This window comes from Akkermansia massiliensis (assembly GCF_018847375.1).
Classification (GTDB): Bacteria; Verrucomicrobiota; Verrucomicrobiia; order Verrucomicrobiales; family Akkermansiaceae; genus Akkermansia; species Akkermansia massiliensis.
Genome location: NZ_CP072036.1, coordinates 247296 through 266748 on the forward strand (window position 1 = coordinate 247296; position 19453 = coordinate 266748).

At 61.1% G+C, this 19453-nt stretch carries 11 protein-coding genes and 1 pseudogene; 5 read left to right on the forward strand and 7 right to left on the reverse strand.

Translation table 11 applies throughout. The features are described 5' to 3' along the window. The first annotated feature begins 658 nt into the window (after positions 1–658). The 5 genes from J5W70_RS01070 to J5W70_RS01090 all read left to right on the forward strand — a co-directional run bounded on the left by J5W70_RS01070 (position 659) and on the right by J5W70_RS01090 (position 7363). A complete protein-coding gene (locus J5W70_RS01070) occupies positions 659–1621 on the forward strand; it encodes a PstS family phosphate ABC transporter substrate-binding protein (protein WP_022397214.1) in 963 nt (320 codons plus the stop codon). A 96-nt stretch (positions 1622–1717) separates the two neighbouring features. Beyond that, complete coding sequence (locus tag J5W70_RS01075) at positions 1718–4072, forward strand: ABC transporter permease subunit (RefSeq protein WP_022397213.1); 2355 nt, start codon at positions 1718–1720, stop codon at positions 4070–4072. Positions 4073–4103: 31 nt separating this feature from the next. After that, entirely contained in the window at positions 4104–5858 is a 1755-nt protein-coding gene (gene pstA, locus J5W70_RS01080; protein WP_022397212.1) for a phosphate ABC transporter permease PstA, read from the forward strand. Between the two features lie 22 nt (positions 5859–5880). Continuing rightward, positions 5881–6660: a phosphate ABC transporter ATP-binding protein PstB gene (gene pstB / locus J5W70_RS01085; protein ID WP_022397211.1), complete on the forward strand. Its 780-nt coding sequence runs from the start codon at positions 5881–5883 to the stop codon at positions 6658–6660. 28 nt (positions 6661–6688) lie between these two features. Continuing rightward, positions 6689–7363, forward strand: a complete 675-nt coding sequence (locus J5W70_RS01090) for a phosphate signaling complex PhoU family protein (RefSeq protein ID WP_022397210.1) — start codon at positions 6689–6691, stop codon at positions 7361–7363. Between the two features lie 19 nt (positions 7364–7382). Here the strand turns inward: J5W70_RS01090 and J5W70_RS01095 are convergent, their stop codons facing one another. The 7 genes and pseudogenes from J5W70_RS01095 to gyrA form a co-directional block, all read right to left on the reverse strand. Then, on the reverse strand, positions 7383–7766 hold the full coding sequence (locus J5W70_RS01095; RefSeq protein ID WP_102728392.1) for a hypothetical protein: 384 nt from the start codon (positions 7764–7766) through the stop codon (positions 7383–7385). Positions 7767–7844: 78 nt separating this feature from the next. Beyond that, the gene (locus J5W70_RS01100; RefSeq protein ID WP_215832679.1) at positions 7845–8969 is read right to left on the reverse strand and encodes a Rid family hydrolase; all 1125 of its coding nucleotides are present in this window, start codon (positions 8967–8969) and stop codon (positions 7845–7847) included. An 11-nt stretch (positions 8970–8980) separates the two neighbouring features. Beyond that, on the reverse strand, positions 8981–10843 hold the full coding sequence (locus J5W70_RS01105) for a YncE family protein (protein ID WP_215832678.1): 1863 nt from the start codon (positions 10841–10843) through the stop codon (positions 8981–8983). Positions 10844–10856: 13 nt separating this feature from the next. Further along, positions 10857–14402, reverse strand: coding sequence for an SUMF1/EgtB/PvdO family nonheme iron enzyme (locus J5W70_RS01110; protein WP_022397206.1), 3546 nt, complete (start codon positions 14400–14402; stop codon positions 10857–10859). Between the two features lie 439 nt (positions 14403–14841). After that, the gene (locus tag J5W70_RS01115) at positions 14842–16113 is read right to left on the reverse strand and encodes a peptidase U32 family protein (protein ID WP_215832677.1); all 1272 of its coding nucleotides are present in this window, start codon (positions 16111–16113) and stop codon (positions 14842–14844) included. Positions 16114–16124: 11 nt separating this feature from the next. Next, a complete protein-coding gene (locus J5W70_RS01120) occupies positions 16125–16757 on the reverse strand; it encodes a lactate utilization protein (protein ID WP_215832676.1) in 633 nt (210 codons plus the stop codon). A 60-nt stretch (positions 16758–16817) separates the two neighbouring features. Further along, a pseudogene (gene gyrA, locus J5W70_RS01125) lies at positions 16818–19440 on the reverse strand (DNA gyrase subunit A). Positions 19441–19453: the final 13 nt, after the last annotated feature.

Sequence of the window (19453 nt, forward strand, 5' to 3'; positions counted from 1 at the left end):
GAAGGAGTTATTTTGCACGGTTTTATATACTCTGTATCCACGTGCAGAAATTGAAAAATTTATAGGTATTTCTCATAATAAATTTTAATATATATTAAATTCTATCTTTTTCATAAATATCGATTTAAAAATCGAATATATCTTTAATAAATATTGAAAATCAAAATAAAATTATCTGTTTTAACCATATAATGGTAATTTTATTCTACCGTTGCTGCGACACAAAAGGGGTTTCTGGACATTATTTTTATTGATTTCTTGGAAAATTTTATAATGAAATCGTTTAAATGTTCGATGGATAGAAGGATTATTTAAAGATTATTTTATCTAAAATTCTCTGACCAATACTTTTCAAATTTATCGAGAAAACAATCCCTATTTTTCAATTTCACAGCTAATTGAAAAATAGGGTATTATGTTATTGAATTTGAAAACTTCGAAAAACTATTTCTTGATTTCATTGTCTCAGGATTTTGCTCCAATCCCATGAAGCTTCGACATTAACTTTTCTCCTGGAATTGATTACAGTTTGTGACGATTTCTTAACCAGGTTTCTCTTCCTCACCATGGGGGCGGGAGGGTATCACTTCCCCGTCTTCCGGCATGAACGGCGCCACAGTCCGGGAAGCGGAAGACGCAACACAACAGAAAAGACGCCATGAAATTTGTCGCCAAAATCCTGACCATCGCAGCCGCTCTCAGCTCCCTGAGCATGGCCGCCGAGAAAGTAACCGTTGACAGCAGCATCAAGCCGTATGCGCCCACCAGCGGCGTTTCCGGCAACCTGAGCGCCGTCGGTTCCGATACGCTGAACAACCTGATGACCCTTTGGGCGGAAGGATTCAGCAAGAAGTACCCCAGCGTCAAAATAGGCGTTGAAGGCAAAGGGTCTTCCACGGCTCCCCCCGCCCTCACGGCAGGCACGGCCCAGCTCGCCCCCATGAGCCGCCAGATGAAGCGGGAGGAAATCGCGGCCTTTGAAGCCAAATACGGCTACAAGCCGACGGAAATCAAGGTGGCCCTGGACGCCGTGGCCTTCTTCGTCAACAAGAACAATCCCATCCAGGCCCTTTCCCTGTCGCAGATTGACTCCATCTTCTCCTCCACCTTCAAGCGCGGGGGCTCCAACATCTCCGACTGGGGAGATGCGGGCGTCCCCTCCATGAAGGGAAAAGCCATCTCCATCTATGGCCGTAACAGCGCCTCCGGCACGAACGGCTTCGTGAAGGAAATCGCCCTGAAGAAGGGGGACTACAAAAACTCCGTGAAGGAACAGCCCGGTTCCTCCGCCGTCGTGCAGGGCATCAGCTCTGACGAACAGGGGATCGGCTATTCCGGCATCGGATACGTCACCTCCGGCGTGAAAACCCTCTCCCTGGCGGAAAAAGGCGGCCAGGTGGCCGTGCAGCCCTCTTACGACAACTGCATCAGCGGCAAATACCCGCTCTCCCGCTACCTGCTGATTTACGTCAACAAGAAGCCCGGCGAACCCCTGGACACCCTGACCAGGGAATTCATCAAGTTCATCGTTTCCAAGGACGGCCAGGAAATCGTGACCAAGGACGGCTATTACCCGATTCCCGCCAAGGTCAGCGCGGATGTCCTCAAGAGCATTGAATAAACACCCCTTCCATACGCCATCAACACATGCCGGGGCAGGATTGCGGCCTTCCCGCCGGAGTCCTGCCCCCAACTCCCCTCTCCACCGCCTGCCGTCATGAGCGCCAAATCCCCCTCTCCCGCGCCGCCCAAGAAGCCCAAGCCCGTTCCGGAACGCTTCCAGGTGGCAAAAACCACGCTGTGGTTTGACCGCATCATGACTAAAACCATCATCGGCGGGGGCTTTACCGTCATTGTAGCCGTTTTCGGCATCCTCTTTTTCCTGCTGGCCGTCACCATTCCCCTCTTCCAGGGCGCGGACGTGGAAGAACGGCAGCACCTTTCCCCATCCGCCCCGGTCCAGGGAACCTGGGGCCTGGACCCTTCCGGCACGCTCCCCTTTGTCTATGACAACGGCAAAAACGTCTTCTTTCTGGACAAGGCAACCGGGAACCTGAATCCCGCTCCCGTATCCCTGCCGGACGGGGAAACCGTCTGCGCCCATTCCTATGATTCATCCCTGGCGGCCTACGCCATCGCCACGGAATCCGGCAAGGCGGGCCTTATCTCCGTCCATTCCGGGCTCAACATCCACGGCCAGGCGAACGCCCATGGCCCGGACAAGGCCGGAACGGAAACCAGCCCGCTCTACCCCTTGACGGAAAGCGGCTCCGTTCCCGGCAGAATATCCCGCATAGCCTACGCGGACGCGGGGGAACGGAAAATCTTCACCGCCACCGTGGAGACGGAACAGGGTCCGCGCCTCCTGCTGATGACGCTGGAGGAATCCCGATCCCTGCTCCATGAAGGGGAGCTGGCCCCCTCCGGCTTCCATGACCTGACGGACCAGCTTGAAGGGCGCCCCGCCGCCCTGCTGCCCGGAGCCTCCGGAGACAGCCTCGTCATCGCTACGGACACGGACAAACTCCTTTACTTCTCCTATGATGAAGACAGGGAAACGTGGATCAAGCGCCAAACCATTCCGTCCCCCCTGGGAAGCGGAGAAAAAATGACCTCCGTCAACTGGCTCTTCGGAGACATGTCCCTGGTGATAGGCGGCGACAAGGGAAGCCTTAAAATTTTCAGCCTGTATCCCCACCCCCGCCCGGACGGCCCCGCCGTGCGCCTCTTCGGGCAGACCAGGCAGTTCCCCCCCCTGGACGGCCCGGTGCAGCATTACGCCTCCTCCGGCATCAACCGTTCCTTCCTGGTCTCCACCCCGCGTGAGCTCAGGCTCTGCTACGGAACCACGGCTGACGTCCGCTGGAGCAGCGACCCGCTGGAATTCACCCCCGTCCAGCTGGCGGCCAGCACGGAATTCAACTCCGCCATTGCCGTGGACGCCGGGGGAAAGGTCCACTTCTTCTCCATGGAAGACAGGCACCCGGAAGCAGGGTCCAAAGCCCTGGCCGGGAAAATCTGGTATGAAGGGTATGACTCCCCCAAATGGCTCTGGCAATCCGTGGGCGGCACGGACGACTATGAATCCAAGCTCTCCCTGATGCCCCTGGTCTTCGGCACGCTGAAAGGCACCCTGTACGCCCTCGTCTTCGCCGTTCCGGTAGCGGTCATGGCCGCCATTTACACGGCCCACTTCATGGCCCCCTCCGTCAAGCGGGTGGTAAAACCCGTCATGGAAATCATGGCGTCCCTGCCCTCCGTGGTGCTGGGCTTCTTCGGCGCGCTCTACCTGGCCCCCAGAATGGAGGACAAGGTGCCCGCCCTGCTCTGCATGGCCGTCCTCATTCCCGGCCTGGCGGCCCTGATCGCGTGGTTCTGGACCACGCGGCCCGCGGCCTGGCGCAACAAATTCAGCCGCGGCGTGGAATACATCGTCATGACTCCCGTCATCCTGCTCTGCGCCTGGTTCTGCTGGGAATACCTGGGCTACTGGCTGGAACAGCCCCTCATCAGCCTCTGCCGCGGCGTCATGGGACTGTGGGGCGCGGGGGACTTCCAGGCCGCCAGCTTCGCGGACCTGTGGCGCAACGGCTTCGGCATGCCCTATGAACAGCGCAACTCCCTGGTGGTGGGGTTCATCATGGGCTTTGCCGTCATCCCCGTCATCTTCACCATTTCCGAGGATGCCCTGAGCAACGTCCCCCCTTCCCTTATCGCCGCCTCGGAGGCGCTGGGGGCCAGCCGCTGGCAGATGGTCCGCACCGTGGTCCTTCCGGTGGCTTCCGCGGGCATCTTCTCCGCCCTGATGATAGGTCTGGGCAGAGCCGTGGGGGAAACCATGATCGTGCTGATGGCCACGGGGAACACCCCTATCATGGACTGGAACATCTTCAACGGCATGCGCACCCTCTCCGCCAACATCGCCACGGAACTGCCGGAGGCGGCGCAGGACTCCACCCACTACCGCGTCCTCTTCCTGGGCGGCCTCATTCTCTTCTCCATGACGTTCATCCTGAACACTCTGGCGGAAATCGTGCGCCAGCGGCTCCGCAAACGCTTCAACGTCGTTTGAGACTTCCCCTCCCTCTTCCAATCCATCTTCCATGAAACAGGACTTCAGCCTTCCGCCCGCTCCCAAACGCCCCCTGGGGGAAGTCAACATCTGGCTCACCTCCATCGGGCTCTCCCTGGGCCTCATCATGATCTTCGGCCTGCTGGGCATCATCGTCTTCAACGGCCTGGAGGCTTTCTGGCCCAAAACCGTCCATGAACTGACGATCGCCCCCGCTTCACAGGGGGAAAAACCCCTTGTCCTGTACGCCGGCATCACGAAGGACCAGACGCGCCACATGCCCGCGGACCCCGCCCTCCCCGGCTCCATGGCGAAGGACGTGCGGGAATACCAGCTCTTCACCGGAAGCAAGGAAGCCTACGGGCAATCCTACCGCTACGTGGACGCGCACAACGTCACCGCCTCCTCCACCCCAAAAGGGCTCCTGTGCCTGGAACGCATGGAGGGAGGAAAAGCCCTGGTCAAACCGCTGGAGCTCAAGCTGGCCTCCGGAGAAACCGTCCCGGCCTCCTCCCCGGAATTCATGACGGCCTTCCGCCGCGCGCTGGACCGGGAAGCGGAGTTGCGGGACGACATCAAGGCTATTGACGCCAAAGACATCGGCGCCGTCAACACACGGCTGGCGGACGCCAAGCTGGACATCAAGGCCATTGAACGCTCCTATGACATCCGGGAGGAAAACGGACGGCGCACGGCCACGCCCAGGGAAAACCCCATCCTCACGGGCATGGATGACCCGGCGGGGGAACTGGACCGGCTCCGCGCCAGGGTGGAGCAGCTCAACGCGGAATATGCCCGGTACACCGCAGAGGCGGGCAGGCTGAGGGAACAGCAGGGCCGGGACACGCTCGTGTACGCCCTGGGAGACGGGGAGAGGAAGGAAACCGGCATGGACAAAATCGTTTACGGCTACCAGCCGAACGACCTGGGCTTCTTCGGCAAATGCGGCGTCTTCCTCCACAACCTGTACCACTTCATCATGGATGACCCGCGGGAGGCCAACACGGAAGGCGGCATCTTCCCCGCCATCTTCGGCACCTTCATCATGACCCTGCTCATGAGCGCGCTGGTCACGCCCGTGGGGGTCATCGGCGCCATCTACCTGCGGGAATACGCCCGGCAGGGAGCCCTGGTGCAGGCCGTGCGCATCTGCGTGAACAACCTGGCGGGCGTGCCTTCCATCGTCTTCGGCGTCTTCGGCCTCGGCTTCTTCGTCTACTACCTGGGCGGAACGATTGACGAACTCTTCTACTGGAAAAAGCTGGCCGTGGACAACACGCCCACCTTCGGCACCTCCGGCATCCTGTGGGCCTCCCTCACGCTGGCCCTGATGACGCTGCCCGTCGTCATCGTCTCCACGGAGGAAGCCCTCTCCGCCGTCCCCCGCGGGCTGCGGGAGGCGGCCCTGGCCTGCGGAGCCTCCAAATGGCAGATGATCAAGCGCATCATCCTTCCCAGCGCCCTGCCGGGCGTCATGACCGGCCTCATTCTGGCCATGGCCCGCGGCGCGGGGGAAGTGGCCCCACTCATGGTCACGGGCGTGGTGAAGCTGGCCCCTTCCCTGCCCATTGACGGGGAAGGCCCCTTCATCCACCTGGAGCGCAAATTCATGCACTTGGGCTTCCACATCTATGACGTGGGGTTCCAGTCTCCGGATTCGGACGCCGCCCAGCCCATGGTCTTCGCCACCACTCTGCTGCTCATCCTGCTGGTGGTGGTCATGAACCTCACGGCCATCCTCATCCGCAACCGCCTGCGCAAAAAATACGCGGCCTCCAGCTTCTAACCCCGTTCTCCTTCACCATCCCATGACTGAACCAGCCGCCCCAGACGACGATCCCATCATTGAAGTGGAAGATTTCTCCTTCTTTTACGGAAGCAAACAGGTTCTCTTCAACATCGGCATGACCTTTGAAACCAACCGCGTGACGGCCCTCATCGGGCCCTCCGGCTGCGGAAAATCCACCCTGCTCCGCAACATCAACCGCATGAACGACCTGGTTCCGGACGTCCGCCACCAGGGGGACATCCGCATTGACGGCACCAGCCTGTACGATCCGCGCGTGGAAGTCATCTCCCTGCGCAAGCGCGTGGGCATGGTCTTCCAGAAATACAACCCTTTCCCGAAGAGCATTTATGAAAACATCGTCTTTCCCCTCCGCGTGGCGGGACGCAGCAGGCGCGCGGAACTGGATGAAACCGTGGAACGCAGCCTGAAAGGCGCCGCCCTGTGGGACGAAGTGAAGGACAAGCTGCACGAAAGCGCCTACGGCCTTTCCGGAGGCCAGCAGCAGCGGCTGTGCATCGCCCGCGCCATCGCCAACCGCCCCCAGATCCTGCTGATGGACGAGCCCTGCGCCGCCCTGGACCCCATCGCCACGCTGAAAATAGAAGACCTGATGGAAGACCTGAAAAAAGACCTCACCATCGTCATCGTCACCCACAACATGCAGCAGGCCACGCGCATTGCGGACCGCACCGCCTTCATGTACATGGGCCGCCTGGTGGAATACGGGGAAACGTCCCAAATCTTCACCAACCCCGCGGAAAAAGAAACGGAAGCCTACATCACGGGCCGTTTCAGCTAAAAAGCCCAACTTCCAAGCCATTCACCTCATGACACCTCCCGGCAACCACATCCTCCCCCACTATGACGCGGCCCTGAACGCCATCCGCACCCGCGTCAACGCCGTCTGCGGCAGCCTGCTGAAACACATGGACGTCCTGGAACGGGTCATCTCCGGCCCGGACAGCGACGGGGCCAACGGCATCATTGCGGACGGGGAACCGCTCAGCGAAGAAACCCGCCAGGTTCTCTCCCTCTGCGCCGCCGTGCTCACCCAGTTCCATCCCCTGGGGTCCGACCTGCGGCTTGTGCTCACCTTTTCCCGCTGCGGGGACAAGCTCCAGGAATGCATGGAGGAAGTCACGGGCATCGCCAGGCACGCCAAGGCGTCCATCAGGCGCCGGGAGTCCCTATGCACGGATATAGTGCTCCCCCTGCTGGACATGGCCGTCTCCGAATTCCGGGACGCCGCACGGTGCCTGGAAACGCAGGACGCGGACGCCGCACGGGAAATACGCCTGCGGGACAAAAAGCTGGACAAGGCCCACCGCAAGGCGCTGGCCCTGCTGGTATCCCCGGAAAGGGAAAACACGCCCTCCCTCAACGTCAACCTGCTCTTCATCATCCGCTCCCTGGAGCGCATCGGAGACATTGCCAAAACCATCGCCGCCACCGTCGTCTTCCTGAAGGAAGCCACGGACATCCGCCACGGAAAAGAGAAATAAACCGCGTATTTTCCGCCGATTATTCCGCCTTGCTCACGCTGAAGCAGTACACGGCGGGGTTGATCAGGGCCAGGGGGAGGTAGAACACGGCAAAGGACAGGGAGCCGCCGTACAAAACCAGGCACAGGGCGGAAACGATAAACAGGATTCCGATTTTAAGGCTCCGCGCCCAGTCCTGGCGGTTCACCAGCCAGATGAAGGCCGCGCATACAAAGCCGATGACCACGCACAGCACCCCGCCCATGGTGAGGAACTGAATATAACTGGAACAGAATTGTTCCAGCCACCGCACATTATCCGGACTGGGGGGATTACCTTCCCAGGCAAAAACGCCCGGCGGCAGCAGCGCCCACAACAGCACGGAAAAGAACACCAGGCGATCCGTATTAAGGCGATAGGTCATGCGGGGGTACGGTACCATTTCCGTGCATGGGATAACAAGTGAAATCAGCTGCTCCCGGCTGTTCCGGGAACGGTTCCTTTACAGGGGAGCAAATGCACCGTCTCCGGCGCCATTGACGGCGATTCCGTCTATTTCCACCAGCCAGCCGGGACGGCAGACGGGGGCTTTCAACAGCAGATGGGGGACGGCGGCCAGCGGGGATTCCATCAGGCGGCGGCTGACCGTTTCCCGGTCCGCCCAGTCGCGCAGGTACACCACGGCCTGTTTGAGGTCGGACAGGCTTCCGCCGTTCCTTTCCATCAGGGCGTTCATGTTTTCCAGGGTGCGGGCCGTCTGCCGCGCTACATCCCCCGGGTGAACGATGTTCCCCTCCGCGTCAATGCTGGCCGTGCCGGAAAGGAAGTAGTGGGAGCGGTCCCCGTACACGATGCGGGCGCCGCGTTCAAAGGCCACCCGGTACAGATGCGTGGGGGACAGGTAATCCGGAGCCTCCATGTAACGGACCTGCCCCGGCTTCAGCCCGACGATTCCCAGGCTGTCCATGTGCAGCAGCCGCCCCGGCGTTTCCGTACAGCCTTCAATCCCGGTGCTGGCGATGAAGTGGGTTTCCGGCGTCAGCCCGTAACGGTCAAAGCGTTCATTGCGTCCTTCCACCAGTCCGCGGTAGTTGTTGTCAATGTCCCGGCAGTAAATCCACGTGCGGTGAACCAGCTCCGGCACGGTTCCTCCGTGCGCGGCAGCCGCGCGGTCCAGCCAGCGGAATTCCTCCCGCATCTGGCCGTAGCTGTCCGGAGCGGAGCTTTCCTTCCTGCCCGCCAGGAACAGCCGGTAATGCGGACGCCGGGCCGTCACCACCGTTCCCCCCTGGTCCTCTTTCCGCCTTTTTTCCAGCATTCCGCCGATGTGCCATGCTTCCAGGGCCACGCGGGCCCCGTTCGCGGGAGGCTGCCCCACCACGGAGACATAGGAGTTCCGCTCCCCCGCCATCCGGCGCAGCGTTTCCGATTGGCGCATCGGATCGCTGACGTGGAAGCGCAGCAGGAATTCATCTTCCCCTCCGCCGCCCAGTTCGCGGTACCTGCCCATCAGGGAACGCAGTTCCGCCTCAAAGTTCGCGCCCGGTTCCGCCGTCATGCAGAAGAAATGTTCTTCCGCGCCGCCCTTTCCGCGCCATTCCAGTTTTTCAGGTAAATTAGCCGCCATGGTGTCCTCCTTTACAGGGACTGCACGTAATTGACCAGGTCCTCCAGCTCACGGTCATTTAAAGAACTTGTCTTCCCGCGGATGTCCCCCGGATTGTGCGTCGTAATGGCTTCCCGGATCGTCTTCGCCCGGCCGTCGTGCAGGTAGGGGGCGGTCCGCCACACTTCCACCAGGGAGGGCACCAGAATGCTTTTCCCCTCATCCAGCCCCGTGGCCGTCCCCGCAGCCACCAGTTCCTTGGTAGTGAAGTACGGGTGCGGGTGGCACTGCACGCACCCGGCCGTTTTAAAGACTTCCTTCCCCCTCCGCGCGGATTCGGACAAGGAGCCCCGCTCCACTCCGGGAGCATGGCACTGCGCGCAGGAGGCCTGTTTCGTCTGCTCTTTGGAGGGAGAACCGGCCATCAGGAACGGGCTGGGAACTTCCTTCATGTTTTTCAGGTATTCATTCACGCATTCCGCCAGTTCCCCGGAAGGTTCCAGAAACTGGATGTGAACGAAGCCCGCCGTCACGGCCACCTCCGCGGAGGCGCGGACGCCCAGCGTCATCACCGGGCTCGTCCGGTGGGAGAGGAACATGGTGCGCGTGTTTTTCGGGTTGCCCATGCCGTCATTCAGCAGGTCCCAGTTCAGGCCGTCCACCCGGCTGTCCGGGTGGCAGGTGGCGCAGCTCTGCCAACCCTGGAAGCAATGGGAGGCGTCGTTGAAGTACTGTTCCCCCAGCTTTTCCCGTGAGGGCTGGAATCCTTCATTCAGGGCGATTTTCCGGGGTTGCGCTTCCCCCTTGAGGGGGACTTGCGCCAGCGTGTCCGAGAAGTATCCGGCCACATAAACGTTTTTCCCGTCGCACGCCAGGGAGCGCGGACCGTTCAGGGACAGAGGAATGCGGGTGCGGAGGCCGTGCAGGAAGCCCAGCCTTTCGGAAACGGGTTCGTTTTCCCGGTCTTCCCGCTTCATGCGGTCCAGCAGGCCGGGAAAATCAATCACGGATAACTCATGCGTTCCCGCGTGCGTCACAAACAGCTTTCCGCCATCCCCGGAAAAGGCGACGCCCCAGGGATTGGCCGCCCCCGCATCCGGGTCGTCCAGCAGGACGGGGTGCGGCTTGTCCGGCTGTTCCGTATCAATAACCGTCACGGCGTTCGTGTTCATCCAGCCGCGGTCCAGCTGCGTGGTGGGCACCTGGTAGCGGCTCAGCACGTGCGCCACGGCCAGATAACGGCCATCCGGGCTCATCGCCATGCCGCGCACGCCCTGCGTCCCGTTGGAGAGCGGGAAATGAGCCGCCTTCCCGTCTTCCACCAGGGTCAGCGCAGCCGCCGTGAAATCCCCGTCCGCCTTCCCGGCGGGCAAATGGCCGGCGGCCCATATTTTCCTGCCGTCCGGGGAGACGGCCAGCGCCACCGGTTCACGGGGAACATTCCAGGAATTCAGCACGTTCCCGGTAGCGGCGTCCATTTCCAGCACACGGGAATCAAACCGGCACGCCACATACAACTTACCTCCGCGCAGCACGGGAGCCATGGGCGTATGCCCCGCCGGAAAGGAACCTTTCAGCGCCCCGCTTTCCAGGTCCACCACCTCCACCACGCCGCGCGGTCCGCCTTCCGCCACATAGGCGGTGGAACCGTCAAGCGCCATGCCGTTGGGCGGCTGGCCCAGACGGATGCTTTTCACCTTTTCCCCGGAAGCTGGGTCCACCAGTTCCAGGGTACGGTTTTCATGCCCCAGCACGGCTACCAGGCGATTGAAAACCTTTACATCCACCGGAGCTGCGGGACCGGAGGCATGCGCCGCATCCTGCCTGCACGAGACGAAGGACAGCAGGCAGAAGAGGGCAGCCGCGGAGGCGCAGAGCGTTTTTGTCAATTTCATGGCCATTTCAGATTCAGTCTTCTATCATCACGCGGAACCCCACGTTGTACACGGGCCGCCAGCCGGGATACCCCCAGCGCCAGGAGGACGTGGCCCGCCGGGGGCGGTCATACCAGGAACCGCCGCGCACGGCACGGGGAACGCGGGAGTCCAGGCTTTCATTGCGCCCGTCCCCTTCCTTCCACGGGTAGGGCCTGTATTCGGAACGGGTCCATTCCGCGGCGTTTCCGATCATGTCGTACAGTCCGTAGGCATTCGGCTTGTAGCTCTTGACGGGGGCCAGATGAAGCTTCCCGTCATTATATTTTTCATCCCGCGGCACGAAGTCCCAGAAACGGTTGGGATTTTTAATCGGCTTGGGGTCCACGCCGGAGACGGCAAGCTCCTTCAGCGTCACATCCCCCAGGTTGGCGTATGCGGAGAAGTCCGCATCCCGTTCCCCGAAGAAGAAGTCCGTATCCGCGCCGCCCCTCGCCGCGTATTCCCACTGCGCTTCCGTGGGCAGCGTTACCTTTTTCCCCGTTTTCCCGGAAAGCCAGCGGCAGAATTCCATGGCCCTGGTCCACGGCACCCGGATGACCGGAAAACGCGGATCGGCGTCCATGTCGTAGCCGGGCCTCACCTGGTCCTTGTAGTGCATGTCGTACCATCCGTTGAGGTATTCCGGGTCAAAGCGGCGGTATTGCTCCAGCGTCACTTCCGCCTCTCCCATCCAGAACGGTTGTTCAATCTCCACCGGGGAGGCGGGTTTTTCCGCCGGGGTTTCCCGTTCACTTCCCATCCTGAATTTTCCCGCGGGAATGCGGCGGAACGTCATGCTTACGCCACCCCCCAAATCCACGGACAGCGTTTCATTCCGCGGTTCCGGGACGGGCACGCTTTTTTCCCTGACGCTGGGGACAGACTTGCCGCCGTCAACGATGACGCCGCTGGCGTTTCTCCGGAACAGGGAGTCCTTCATCGTCACGTAATTCCGTTCCGCTCCGGAGAATTGCCTGTGCAGGTCATAGCGGCGTTTCAGCAATCCTTCATTGCGCTCTCCCGGCCATTCGCCCAGGTAGGGGGCGTTCATGTCCATCCACGTGACCAGGCGGTTCCAGTCCTCCTGCGGCATCTCCACGCCGTGGTGCCCCTTTTTAAGGAGCTGGTAAAGTTCCGACGTATCCGCGAAGAACTCCGTGGGGGCCAGCCCCAGGTAGTTCCCTTCCGGCCCGTTGCGGCGCACGTAGGGGTGCAGGTTCCAGTACGCGACGGACCCGGGAGCGGGCGCACCCTTGACGGCCTCCAATGTCATGAAGTCCGGGACTCCCGCGCGGGCCTTGTCTTCCGCGGTGTGGCAGCGGACGCAGTGGCGGTCCAGCACGGGCTGCACTTCATTCATGAAGGAGAAGGTGCGCGCCGGACCGTACCACGGGGTGATGGCGGCAGGCTTCTGCCGGGAGGCCATGACCGCCTTGGCGGGCGGAGCGTAGTTCTGCCGTTCATGGCAGCCGATGCAGCTTAACGTTTCCCCCGGCATGGCGGAAAACCAGCTCCGCATCAGCGCCAGGGCGCGCCCTTCCCCGTCCAGTACCTGGAGGGTCAGTGGCTGGTTGGCCGGAGCCGTAAAGATGGCGGAGCCGTCAGGATTCACGGGAACGGTGCCGTACAGCACCTTCAAGTCCCAGTTGCTTTCCATGCCCATGGCATAGTGGCTTCCGGTGTTGCGGGGGCTGTACTCGGACATGAAGACGCGCAGGGATTTTGCCACCCCCTTCGGCACTCCGGCCATGGCGCGGCCCCGGTACACGTCGGAGATATAGACCGTGGCCGTCTTGCTCTCCGGCTTCACGCGGTCATGGAGCACGGGCGGCTTTTTGCGCGGGCGCAGCGGCGCGGGGTCCGCATAAATGAAATAGGAGGAAGCCGTGAGAGGAACGATGTTGTCGTACACGTCGCACCAGACCACATTGGTCACGCCCTGGTTGCCGGAAGGGGAGGAGACGGCCAGGAAGGTCTCCTCATTCAGCGGATACGGTTCCGCAAAATAGGGAGTTTTCAACCCCTCCACCAACTGGTCCCTGGTGACGTTTTCCACGGGTTTTCCGTAGCCCGGGATTTTCTGCACGGCGCCCTCCGTGGCGGTACGGCCCCGGTTCACGTCAAAGATGACCAGTTCCCCAAGCCGCTTGACACCATGGTGCCCGCTCACAATGCCCGCGAACATGCCCGGCCTGCCGGGAAGCGGGCGGGCGTTGAACAGGCTGTTGGGCCAGTAGGAGTTGGAGCCGTAGTATTCCTTCTGGTCGCTGCCGTCCGGATTCATGTGCATCAGCACGCGGCTGAAGTAGTGGGCGCTCTCCGTGTATTCCCAGCGCAGGAACATCACGCGGCCGTCCGGCAGCATGGTGGGGAACCAGTTGTTATCCTGGTCAAAGGTGAGCCGCCGGGTCGTCTTCCTCTCCCGGTCGTAAAGGTGGATGTTCCCCACGTAGTCCACCCCGGTTACGCAGGGCACGCCCTGCATGCCGGAGGTGTTGACGAAGATGACGCGGCCGTCCGGCAGGTAGCAGGAGTTGTAGCTGTCCGTATCCGCCGGCATGTGGGCGGTGAGGGCTTCCGTTTTCCCGGTTTTCAGGTCCAGTTCAAAGACGTCCCAGGGCCTGTTTTCCTTCTTGCCGAAGCGGTTTCCGGTGAACATGAGCCTTTCCCCGGAAAAGTCCACTTCCAGATGCCCCATCCAGCGGTCGTCCCCCAGCAGCTGCGCCGCGGGGGAGGAAGAGGAGATGCCGTCAAATTTCACGATGCCGCTGCGGTATGTGCGGCCCGGACCCGGCATGCTGGAGATTCCCTGCCAGTTGGCCGGGCGGTCATGATTGAAGGAGCTTTTTCCGGACGGGTTGAAACGCCGCACGCTCACCCATTCCCGCAGGGAGTCCTGTTCCGGCAGGGATTCAATAAGGGCCTTTTTCCGCAATTCCACCAGTTCACGCAATTGGTCCGCCTGCTCCGGCCCTGCCCGGTCCACCCACCGGTCCAGCGGCCCCAGCTTCTTCTCCCATTCATCCAGCCGGGACAGGAAAATCTCAGCATCAGGGTACCGTTCCCCGTATTTTTCCCGGTTGCGTTTCACCGCGCGGCGGATGGCGGCCGCATCATAATAAGCCGCCAGTTTCTTCAGCCTGAGAAAACGGACTCTTTCCAGGATGGCTTCCTGATGCTTCATCAGGCCGTCCCAGGAAGAAACGGCTCCCACCCGCTCCGCCGGAACGGAAAGGATTTCCGCCAGTGCGGCCCCGGCTTTCTGCCCGTCCGGCCATGCCTGGAACACGGGAGCCAGCAGCGCCATCGCATCCCCGCAGTCATCCGCGGCAGACGGATCGGAAAGGGAAGATACATGTTCCGCCGTCCGCGCCCACACCTGCTGCATCCATTGGTTTCTTCCCTCTGCGGAGGCCGCGAGCGGGATTCCGGACAATTCCCGCAGCCAGGGCTGCAGTCCGGAAGCGTGGAGTATTCCGGCTCCCAGTACGGCACAGCCGCAGGAGAGAAGGCGCAGGATGGAACATGAGTCAAACATGGCGTACAGTTTTACACTAGTACGCAGGAGAAATTCTTTTTCATTCAACGGGAATTTCCGTACCGATTAATTTTCTGCCTAATCAGCAGAGGGTGAATCCATCATTTAATCCCTCCGGGCTCTCAATTCCGGAATTCAATATCTGATTTTAAGGGAAGGAGGTTGTGGAAAAACGGCTCAGGCAGAAAGCGGCATGGGGAATCCTGCCGTCCTCCATGCCCAGGATTTTTTTCATGGCAGGCCCGGACTCACTCCCCCATTGCTCCAACTGCCTGACGACGGGAATTAACGTCTTCCCGGACAGGGAACGGGAGAATGAGCAGCGGCATTTCTCCGTTCATCCCCGGCATCCGGGAAAAACAAGCGCCGGAGAAAGAGGGAACAGCCGTTTGCCTTTCTTCCGGCGGCCTTGTTGTTACATTCCTGCGGAATAGGAAGTTCAGGAATCTTCCAGCGTGCGGGGGCGCAGCAGGTACACCTTGTCCCGGCGGCGCACCTGTTCCGGAACCGCCAGATAGACGGTTTCCCCTTTTTGAGCGGCGTCCACGGGTTCCATTCCCGCCGGCGTCTCCCGCCGCATGGATTCCACTTCCACGCGGACGGCTCCCGTGGTGGGGCCTGCAATGAGGATGGTCTGCCCCGCGGACAAGCCGCCGGCTTCCAGATAAAGGGCCGCCACCCCGTTCTTCTTATAAAAGTTTTCCACCTTGGCAATGTGGATTTTCAGCAGGGCGGCGCGGCTGTTGGCGGAACCGCTCCATTCCCCCCATTTCACGCCCAGGTAATACCCGCCCTGCCAGAATCCGCGGTTGAAGACGGATTCCAGCCGTTCCATCCACGCTTCCGTCCTGTCCGCGGAAAAGGTGCCGTCCAGGCATGCCTGGGCGGCTTCACGGTACACGGAGGTGACCGTTCTGACGTAATCCGAGGAGCGGCCGCGCCCCTCCAGCTTCAGCACGGAGACGCCCGCGTCCAGAAGCTGGTCCAGCACCGGAACGGTGCACAGGTCCCGGGGGGACATCACGTATTTGTTGTCTATCACCAGTTCATTGCCCGTTTCCTCATCCGTCACGCGGTAGGCGCGGCGGCAGTTCTGGAAGCAGGCGCCCCGGTTGGCGGAAGAGTTGTAAGCCGCCAGGCTCATGTGGCATTTGCCGGACACGGCCACGCACAGCGCCCCGTGGGCAAAGATTTCCACCCGGAGCAGTTCCCCGGAGGGGCCCCTCACGTCCTCCTTCCGGATGGATTCAATGATGTGCCGGATTTGCGCCAGGGTGAGTTCCCGTGCCAGCACCACCACATCCGCGTACTGCGCGTAGAACCTGACGGAGGCCATGTTGCAGACGTTGGCCTGCACGGACATGTGGACTTCCAGCCCGATGGAGCGGGCATGGGCGATTACCGCCAGGTCGGAGGCGATGACGGCGTCCACTCCGGCCTTCCGGGCGGCGGCGCACAGGGCCTGCACCGCCTCCAGCTCTTCATCATACACGATGATGTTCAGCGTCAGGTAGGCCTTAGCCCCCGCCTCATGGCAGCGGGCCACGATTTCCGGCAGGTCTTCCTCTGAAAAGTTGGCCGTGGCCCGGGAACGCATGTTCAGCTTCCCCACGCCGAAGTAGACGGAGTCCGCCCCGCCCTGCAACGCAGCGGCCAGGGATTCAAACGACCCCGCCGGGGCCATGATTTCTATCCGGGATTGAACGGGCATGGCAGAACGGCTCAGAGTCCTCCGGATTCCTCCGTCAGGATGACGGTGATCCTTCCCTTGGGGAAGCATTTGACGATGGACATGTGGATGTTGCACAGGCGGTCCGGAGAGTTGCAGTCCGCACAGACTCCCGTGTACATGCAGGGCGTCTTGAAGTCTTCATGGCGTTTGGCATTCAGCGGGGCGATGCGGCGGATGCGTTCCCGCGCCTCCTCCGGCGTTCCCACCAGCTTGTTGGCCCCGGCCAGCAGAATGACGTGCCGGGGGCCGAACGCTACGGGTGCCACGCGGTTGCCCACCATGTCCACCCAGTGCAGGGTTCCCTTCATGCTGACGGCGTTGACGCCGGTCAGGAAGAGGTCCGCCGTCATGCCGCGGCGGCGGATTTCCCATTTTTCCTCCCGGTCCATGTCCGGAAGAAAGCCGTCATAAAACTGAATGTCCGGATTGGCCCGCAGGTCGTCAAGAATCCCCGTGGCCTTCAAGGTCATGGAGTCCCCGTAGGAGGCGGACGCCGGGTGAAGCTCCCGTACCAGGCCGCGCATCACGCCTGCGGCTTCCTTCAGGCCCGGAACTACAAAGCTTCTGAATCCGCGCCGTTCCAGGCGTTCGGCGCACTTTTGCAGGGAAAGGGTTTCTTCCATAAAAAAGGCGGATGAAGAACCCCGCTCCGGCATGATTCCGGAGCGGGGTTCCTTGAGTTTTTATTCTTCCGCAGGGGCTTCCGCTTCACCGGAATCTTCCCCGGCCTCCGCGTCTTCCGCTCCCTCCGCACCTTCCTCGTCTTCATCATCCGGAATGACGATGGAGATGTCCTGGATGGCTTCGCCGTCGTTCAGCGTCATGAGCTTCACGCCCTGGGTGGCGCGGCCCGTTTCGCGCACGGTGGCTACCTTGATGCGGACGGACTGCCCCGCCGTGGTCATGAGCATCAGTTCATCCTCCTCGGAAACGACCGTGGCGGATACCACCTTCCCGGTCTTGTCCGTGCAGTTCATGGTCTTGATGCCGGTGCCGCCGCGGCCCTGCGTGCGGTATTCGTCAAAGGAGGTGCGCTTGCCAAGGCCGTTTTCAGAGGCCACCAGCAGGGTTTTCTGCGGGTCCACAATGGCAAGGGCCACCACGTAGTCTCCCTCGCGCGGACGGATGCCGCGCACGCCGATGGTGTTGCGGCCCTGGGTGCGGAGGGCTTCCTCCGGGAAGCGGATGCTCATGCCGTCATGCGTGACGAGCACGATTTCATTTTCCCCGGTGGTGAGTTCAGCGTTTACCAGGGTGTTGCCTTCCTCCAGGTTGATGGCGATGATGCCGGCCTTGCGGTAGTTGACAAAGTCGTTCAGGCTGGTTTTCTTCACCGTGCCGTCCTTCGTCGCGAAGACCACGTTGCCGCTGCCTTCCGCAAAGGTGATGTCATTGCCTTTTTCATCCACCCGGCGTTCCAGGCGCAGGATGGCGGCGATGGCTTCCTCCGGCTGGAGGTCCAGCAGGTTCTTGATGTTGCGGCCCTGCGCACTGCGTGCGGCTTCGTCAATTTCATACACGCGGTCCACGTACACGCGCCCGGTGTTCGTGAAGAACATCAGGTAGTCATGGTTTTGGGCGGCGAAGAGGTGCTCGATGAAGTCCGCCTCCGCATCCTTTCTGGCCCCCTTGGTGGTGGCGGCCTTCACGCCCTTGCCCCCACGGGCCTGCACGCGGTATTCCGCGGAGTTGGTGCGCTTGATGTAGCCGCTGTGCGTGATGGTGACGATCATCGTGTCGTTCGGGATCAGGTCTTCAATGGCCATGTCCCCGGAGAAGGGAATGATGCGCGTGACGCGCGGCGTGGCGTACTTGTCCTTGATGGCCATGAGTTCATCCTTCACGATTCCCAGCACGCGGGATTCGTTCGCCAGGATGTCCAGATAGTCCTTGATCCGGACCAGCAGTTCCGCGTATTCCCCGGAAATCTTGTCGTTTTCCAGAGCGGTGAGCTGGTACAGGCGCAGGTCCAGGATGGAGTTTACCTGGCGTTCCGTAAAGATGTAGCGGTCCCCCTGCACGGAGGCCTGGGAACGGATCAGGATGCCCAGGCTTTCCGCCGTCTGCGTGGAGAAGGTGTAGTTCTGGAGGCGTTCGCGGGCTTCCTCCCTGTTCTTGGAGTCGCGGATGATGGTGATGAAGTCATCCATGTGGTGAAGGGCCAGCAGGAAGGCTTCCAGGCGTTCGGCGTCCTTTTCCGCATCCCCCAGCAGGTAGCGCGTGCGGCGCACGACCACCTCCCGGCGGTGCTCGATGTAGAAGTTGATGGCGTCCAGCATCGCGAGCGTCTTGGGGCGGTTGTCGTGAATCGCCAGCATGTTCACCGCAAAGGAGGTTTCCATGGAGGTGAGCTTGTAAAGCTGGTTCATGACCACCTGCGGGCGGGCGTCCCGCTTGAGCTCGATTTCAATGCAGGTTTTCTCGTCGGAAAGGTCGCGGATGCCGGAAATGTCCGTCAGGATCTTGTCCTTGTACAGTTCCGCGATGCGTTCCTGGAGGGCGGCGCGGTTCACGCCGTACGGCACTTCACGGATGATGAGGAGGTCCTTGCCGGAGTCCGTCATTTCCATGTCTATCTTCCCGCGGATGCGCACGGAGCCGCGCCCGGTGCGGAAGTAGTTGTCAATGCCGGAAAAGCCCAGCACGTCGCCCCCGGTGGGGAAGTCCGGTCCCTTGATGTACTGGCGCAGTTCATCCACCGTCATGAGCGGGTTGTCAATCACGGCGCAGATGCCGTCCACCACTTCCCCCAGGTTGTGCGGGGGCATGTTGGTTGCCATCCCCACGGCAATGCCCGTGCCGCCGTTGACCAACAGGTTCGGGAAGGCGGAGGGAAACACGGTGGGTTCCGTGTGCTCGTTGTCGTACGTGGGAACAAAGTCCACGGTGTCCTTGTCCAGGTCCGCCATCAGGGCCACGCCCATGCCGGAGAGCTTGGCTTCCGTGTATCGGGCGGCAGCGGGGGGGGTCCCCGTCCGGCGTGCCGAAGTTGCCCTGCCCGATGACGAGGATGTCCCGCATGGACCAGTCCTGGGCCATGTTCACCAGGGTGCCGTAAATGGCGGCGTCCCCGTGCGGGTGGTAGTTACCCATGGTGTCACCCACGATTTTGGAGCATTTGCGGGTCTTCCCGCCGGGGGACAGGTTCAGTTCCTTCATGGCGTACAGGATACGCCTCTGGGAGGGCTTGAGGCCGTCTCTCACGTCCGGCAGGGCGCGGGAGATGATGACGGACATGGAGTAGTCCAGGAAAGAAGTGGAGAGCTCGCTGGCTACGTCCACCGGTTTGATTCTATTGTTTTCCATGGTTCTGGGAGAA